This window comes from Streptomyces sp. NPDC026377 (assembly GCF_055567715.1).
Genome location: NZ_JBVHPV010000023.1, coordinates 64,070 through 70,091 on the forward strand (window position 1 = coordinate 64,070; position 6,022 = coordinate 70,091).

Annotated in this window: 6 protein-coding genes; all 6 read left to right on the top strand. The window is 70.3% G+C overall.

Annotated features, from left to right (window positions below; genetic code table 11):
* The first annotated feature begins 9 nt into the window (after positions 1 to 9).
* The 6 genes from ACZ4MU_RS32280 to ACZ4MU_RS32305 all read left to right on the top strand — a co-directional run bounded on the left by ACZ4MU_RS32280 (position 10) and on the right by ACZ4MU_RS32305 (position 5,966).
* Positions 10 to 984, top strand: coding sequence for a DMT family transporter (locus tag ACZ4MU_RS32280; protein WP_467883086.1), 975 nt, complete (start codon positions 10 to 12; stop codon positions 982 to 984).
* Positions 984 to 1,757, top strand: a complete 774-nt coding sequence (locus ACZ4MU_RS32285; protein WP_467883087.1) for an SDR family oxidoreductase — start codon at positions 984 to 986, stop codon at positions 1,755 to 1,757. The genes ACZ4MU_RS32280 and ACZ4MU_RS32285 overlap by 1 nt, the downstream gene beginning before the upstream one ends.
* Positions 1,758 to 1,798: 41 nt before the next feature.
* Positions 1,799 to 2,050, top strand: a complete 252-nt coding sequence (locus ACZ4MU_RS32290) for an acyl carrier protein (protein WP_467883088.1) — start codon at positions 1,799 to 1,801, stop codon at positions 2,048 to 2,050.
* A gap of 19 nt (positions 2,051 to 2,069) precedes the next feature.
* Entirely contained in the window at positions 2,070 to 3,578 is a 1,509-nt protein-coding gene (locus ACZ4MU_RS32295) for a hypothetical protein (protein WP_467883089.1), read from the top strand.
* Between the two features lie 870 nt (positions 3,579 to 4,448).
* Positions 4,449 to 4,775: a hypothetical protein gene (locus ACZ4MU_RS32300; protein WP_467883090.1), complete on the top strand. Its 327-nt coding sequence runs from the start codon at positions 4,449 to 4,451 to the stop codon at positions 4,773 to 4,775.
* Between the two features lie 444 nt (positions 4,776 to 5,219).
* On the top strand, positions 5,220 to 5,966 hold the full coding sequence (locus tag ACZ4MU_RS32305) for a hypothetical protein (RefSeq protein WP_467883091.1): 747 nt from the start codon (positions 5,220 to 5,222) through the stop codon (positions 5,964 to 5,966).
* Positions 5,967 to 6,022 lie beyond the last annotated feature (56 nt).

The window sequence follows — 6,022 nt, forward strand, 5'->3', positions numbered from 1 at the left end:
GGGGAAGCGATGACATCCGATGTGACGCGTCCGGCTGCGGCGGCCCCCGCCGCGGCTCCCTATCTGAATCTGCTCGTGACGATGGTCATGTTCGGCAGCGCGTTCGCCAGCTCCAAAGAGGTCGTCGGCGCGATGCCGCACCAGATGGCCGCAGCGCTCCGGTTCGGTGGCGGAGGGGTGCTGCTGATCATGTTGGCCGCCGTGCTGCGCGGCCGGAGCGCCCCCATCGGGCGCTCCGCCGCCGTCCGCGCGGGGCTGGTCGGCCTGCTCGGCGTGTCGGCCTACAACTTCTTCTTCTTCTGGGGGCTTTCCCTGGCTCCCGCACTCGACGGCAGCATCATCGTGCCCGTGCTGAGCCCCATCCTGACCACCGCCACGCTGCTGGCGCTGCGTCGTGAGAAGGCGTCGTGGGCGCGTATCGCGGGCCTGCTCATCGGCCTGGCCGGCGCGGTGGTCTTCCTGCTCGGGGCCGGCGGGGACACCTCTGGTACGCGGCTCCTGGGCGACCTCGTCTTCGTCGCCGGGGCGGCGTGCTGGGCGGCGTACAGCATCCTGTCGAAGTCGCTGCTCGCGGGCCTGCCCCCGCTTCGGACGACGGCCTGGGGGACCGCCGTCGGCGGGCTGGGACTTGTGGTGCTCGCGGCGCCGACGGCGGACGACGTGGCCTGGTCCTCGGTCCCCGGCCCGGCCTGGGCGAACGTCGTCTTCCTCGCGGTGGGACCCACCGCGATCGCCTACCTCTTCTACTACCGCGGGCTGCGCGACGTCAGCCCTTCCGCGGCCACGGTCATGATGTTCACGGTGCCGGTGTTCGGCACGTTCTTCTCGACGGTCTTCCTGGATGAGTCGTTCACCGGAGTGCAGCTGAGCGGCACGGTGGTCATGCTCGTCGGGGCCTTGCTGGCCGTCCTGGGCAACACCCTGGTCGAGCGGACGGCGCGGCCGCGGCTGTCGCCGGGCGCGCAGGTCGACGAGGTGTCCTGATGGATCTCGGACTCACAGGCCGTACCGCCCTCGTCTGCTCGTCCACACAGGGCATCGGCGGGGCGATCGCCTCGGCCCTCGCCGCGGAGGGCGCCAAGACCGTCGTCACCGGCCGACGCGGCGCGAGGGCGCAAGAGATCGCCGCACGCCTCCCGCAGGCCATCGGCGTCGAAACCGACCTGCTGGCCCCGCACGGCCCGGAAGAACTCTTCCGGGCCACCGTCGACGCCTTCGGCGCGCCCGACGTCCTCGTACTGAACGGCCCGGGACCACGGCCGGGCCAGGCGGCCGACGTCACCGTCGAGGACGTCGGGGCGGCGATCGAGGCGACCGTGCTGCCGCACATCCGGCTGATCTCGCTGGCCCTTCCGGCCATGCGGGCGCGCGGCTGGGGCCGCATCCTCGCCGTGGGTTCCAGCGGGGTCGCCGCTCCGCTGGCCAACCTCGCCCTGTCCAATCTGGGCCGGGCAGGGCTCGCCGGGTACCTCAAGACCCTGGCCGCCGAGGTCGCCGCGGACGGCGTGACGGTCAACCTCCTGCTGCCGGGGCGGATCAGAACCGACCGCACCGCGGCCGTCGACGCCGCCAACGCCGAGCGCACGCACCGCACCGTGGCGGACGTGGAACGCGAATCGGTCGCCGCGATCCCCGCCGGCCGCTACGGTCACCCCGCCGAGTTCGCCGCTGCCGCCGCGTTCCTGTGCAGCGCCCCTGCGTCGTACGTGACCGGAGTCGCCCTGCGCTGTGACGGCGGCCTCGTCCGCACCCTGTGACACCCCCCGCCCATCTCCCCACTGTCGAAGGAAGCACCGCCATGCCCACCATCACCCGAGCCGACGTCACCGCCGCGCTCGCCGAGATCATCAGCGAGATCACCGGCGTCCCCGTCGGCGACATCCGCGAGGACAGCTCCTTCGCCGACGACTTGGGCACCGACTCCCTGTCGATGCTCGAGATCGCCGTCGCCGCCGAGGAGCGCTTCGCCGTCGTGATCGCGGACGACCGGGTGAAGACCTTCACCACGGTCGGCGACGCGGTCGACCACATCGCCGCGCACCGCGCCTGACCGCCCTGCGGAGACCATCGTGAACCGCCTTGTACTGCCCCTGCCCGACCCCCGGGCACCACTGACGACGTTGCGCTGCCGGGGTCTGGCCGGCCTCCTCGACCGGATGGCCGCACTGGACGGCCACACCCCCGCCACCACCGGTCCGGCCGATCCGGTGGCCGCTCTCGCCCGCATCGTCACCGCGGCTGGACTGACCGGCCCTGACGAGCCGTTGGACGGGGACGAGCTGCGCTATGTGCCCACTCCGGCGGCTCGTGAGCGCGTCGGCTCCGAGCAGGACGGAGCGTGGCCGCAGTCGACGAGATCCCGCCACCGCAGGGCCCTGCGCCGCACGCCCGGCGCGCTGTTCACGTTTCCCCTCGAAGACCCCGAGACGGCCGGGGACGCGCTGACGATCTTCACCACCAACTGGTCGCCGACCCCGGCAGGCTGCGCCGTGGCCGTACATCGCGGGCACCCACTGAGCGCCGGGCTCCCGGTCGGGCGCACGTCCGCCTTCACAGGCCGCTATTGCCGCCATCCGCTGACCGGCGACCTGCTGCCGGTGTGGACCGCGAGCTGGGTCGCCCCGGAGTTCGGCACCGGGGCCGTCCTGGTCAACCCCGGGCACGACGCGACCGACCTGGTCTTCGCCCGCGAGGTCGGCCTTCCCGTCCGGTTCGCGCTGGCCCCGGTCGACGGGGAGGAGGGACCGGAGCACTGGCCGTCGCCTCCCGTCACCGGAGGCGGACGCGCCATCAGGACCGGCGCCACCGACGGGCTGGACGCGGCCGAGGCCCAGGCGGAGTACCTGCGGACGGCCATGGCCCTAGGTCTGGCCGACAAGCACACGGACGTCGGTGCAGGATCGTTCGCCGTGGCCGCCTTCGTCCCCGAGGGCCCCCACACGGTCCAGTGGGACCGCGAGCGGCGCACCGTGTCGCACGCAGGCCATGGCATCCCCGTACGGGTCAGCCCCTCCGCGGTTCTGGCCGTCGTCGACCCGACGGCGCGCCAGGCGGAACTGTGCGTCGTCGCTCCTTCCTCGACAGTCGAGTCCGAGCTGCTCGCCCTGCGCCTGCTGCTCGCCGAACCGCATCTGGGCCCACTGCCACAACAGGCCCCCGATGTCCTTCTGGTGGGCCCGGTCGCGGGTGAGGGGGACGGTCTCACGCCGGATGTCCTCGAACTCGCCGTCCTGGTCGGCGCCGACCCCCAAGAGACCCTGTCGCTCAAACCACAACAGACCGAAACGGCACAGCGATTCCTGCGCACCCACACCGAACTCCTGGCGTCGCCGCAGGAGACGCCCGGTGAGGCCGACTACGGAACCCTCCAGGCTGCCGCCCAGATCAAGTCGGCGCTCCGGCAACGGAACGTCAAGCAGGCGTTCACGCACCTGTACCGCCTGCAGAAGTCCCTGGCAAAGAGCCAGGCGCCGCTCAGCGATGCCCTCACCGTGTACGAAACGCTCGCCCACGCCCTCGCCGGCCTGCCCGGCCGCCCTACCGACGCGCAGCTCGGCCGGACGTGGCAGCTCGTCTGAGAACCACCTTGCGCCCGCGGCGGTGTGACGGTGATCACGGACACCCTTCGGGAGGCGCTGCGGAGGCTTGTACAGTGGTCGCGGTGGGGCCCAGGAGGGCCGGTGAAGCTCTCCTGCAATCCTGGCGGCGCGTCGGAGAAGTCGGCGAGTGGTCAGCATGAGTCCGGTGAAACAGCATCACCGAGGCAGCTCGAATTCTGGACGCCGGCCTCTGGGATGCGGCCTGAAGCATCAGCGGGCTCACGGCGACCCAAGGAATGCGGTCGTCCTTAGTGGTTGGCCGGGAAGGCTGGTCTGAGGCTGATCCCGATCTTCCTCACCGCAGCCGAGCGGCGCCGCGTTCGAGGCGGACGCGGAGATTGCGTCCCACGGCAACCCTGAAGGGCGACCGCCATACTGAGCACGATGCGCCCCAGGTGCGGCAGCTCGGTGCTGCGATTCTTGGCCGCCCCGGAGGCGACCGCCATGGTGACTGGTCATGCCCGTGTCCCCGGTCATGACCAAGTTGCGATCCTGGGCCGCCCCCAAGGACGACCGCCATTGCAGCCCCTCGGATCACCGACCCATGGAATCGGAGTTGCGGTCCTCGGCCGCTCCGAAGGGCGACCGCCATACCGGTGCACCGGTCAGCGCTGGGTGCTGAAAGTGCTGTTGCGATCCTCTGCCACCTCGAGGGGCGACCGTCACCTTGATCTGCTCGACAGCCGGTCCGTCCTTGCAGGAGTTGCCATCTTCGGCCGCCCTAGGGGACGACCGTCATGTGTCGTCGGCGGCCCACTTGCCATACGGCCGGTTGTTGCGATCTTCGGCCGCCCTGAAGGGCGCCCGCCATGCTGGAGGCCAGTGCCGAGGTCCGCCACTGATTGTTCCGTGTGGACCGGCTACGACGCGCGGGGCCGCACGACCGGACAGCGTCTCAACAACGCCACCAGCACCCCGCTCACCTCTTTCACCTACGACCAGGTCGGCGACGGCCTTGGCCAGCCGACCTCGACCACCCGCTACACCGACGGCGCCGCCTACACCACCACCATCACCGGCTACGACGCTGAATATCGCCCCACCGGCAAGATCATCACTATCCCGGACACCGCCGCGGCCAGGGGCCTCACGGGCATCTACGGCTACACCTACACATACACCAGGACCGGCCTGCTCCAGTCCGTGACCGAACCCGCCGCAGGCGGCCTGGCCTAGGAAAAGGTCGTCACCCGCTACAACCAGGACGGCCTGCCCTCTCCCACCTCAGGCCTCGACTGGTACACCGCCGAAACCACCTACAGCCCCTTCGGCGAAGTGCTGCGCGCTGTCACCGGCGAACAGCCCTACCGGGTCTGGTCGACGAACGTCTTCGACGAGGACAGCGGCCAGCTCTAACGCACCGTCACCGACCGTGAAACCGCAGACAGCCATCGCGTCAACGACCGCACCTACAGCTACGGCGACGCCGACAACGTCACCAGCCTCACCGACGCCAGCCCCACCTCCGATGCCCCCGACGCACCCGTCAACGCCGACCGTCAGTGCTTCACCTACGACGCACGCGGCCAGCTCACCGAAGCACGGACATCACCCAACCCGGGTTGCCTCGCCTCCGGCCAGAGCATCCGTGCCCCGCTCGTCAAGGACGCCTCCGGCGCGGTGGCCGGGACCAACGTCACCGACGCAGGCGACGGTTACTGGCAGACCTACAGCTACGACGCGCTCGGAAACAGGACCAAACTCGTCGAGCACAAGGCCGCCCCAGTCGTCAGCGGCGGCAAGGTGGACACCACGAGCGATGTCACCAGCACTTACGCCTACGGCATCGACCCCTCCGGCTCCGGAGTGCGCAAGCAGCCCCACACCCTCACCGGCATCATCAGCAACAGCAAGGCCATCGACAGCACCGCCAGCCTCTACGACTCGACCGGCCACACCACGAGCCGCACCTACGGTGGCGACACCCAGACCCTCTTCTGGACCTGGGACGGCAAGGTCGGAAAGGTCTCCGGCTTCGGCAAGGACGGCGAAGGCCAAGTCGTCGGCCCGGCCGGGAAGTGCCTCGACCTTGAACACGCGAACACCGCCGCCGGCACACGCCTTCAGCTGTTTTCGTGCCACGGCACGAAGTCCCAGCGCTTCCAGCTCGCCCCCGCCACCACCAGCGACGCCACCACCGGCACGCTGAAGATCCTCGCGTCATGCCCACCGGCGGTTCAACCGCCCCCGGCACCCAGGTCACCCTCGTCGCCTGCACCGGCGCCGCCAACCAGAACTGGGCCGATACCACCGGCGGCACCCTCAACACACCGCCTTCGGCCTGTGCCTGGACGTCCTGGGCGCCAACAGAGACGACGGCACCATCCTCTAGGCACTGTTTCTTGGATCATGTTCGGAGCCAGATGATGAGGGCTGCGAGGGTGACGGTGCCGAGGTAGGTGTAGGCCCGTTTCTCGTAACGG

Bases quoted from the DNA above. Each gene is read 5' to 3' on its own strand.
- ACZ4MU_RS32280 (WP_467883086.1), top strand. From the start codon at position 10: ATGACATCCGATGTGACGCGTCCGGCTGCGGCGGCCCCCGCCGCGGCT.
- ACZ4MU_RS32285 (WP_467883087.1), top strand. From the start codon at position 984: ATGGATCTCGGACTCACAGGCCGTACCGCCCTCGTCTGCTCGTCCACA.
- ACZ4MU_RS32290 (WP_467883088.1), top strand. From the start codon at position 1,799: ATGCCCACCATCACCCGAGCCGACGTCACCGCCGCGCTCGCCGAGATC.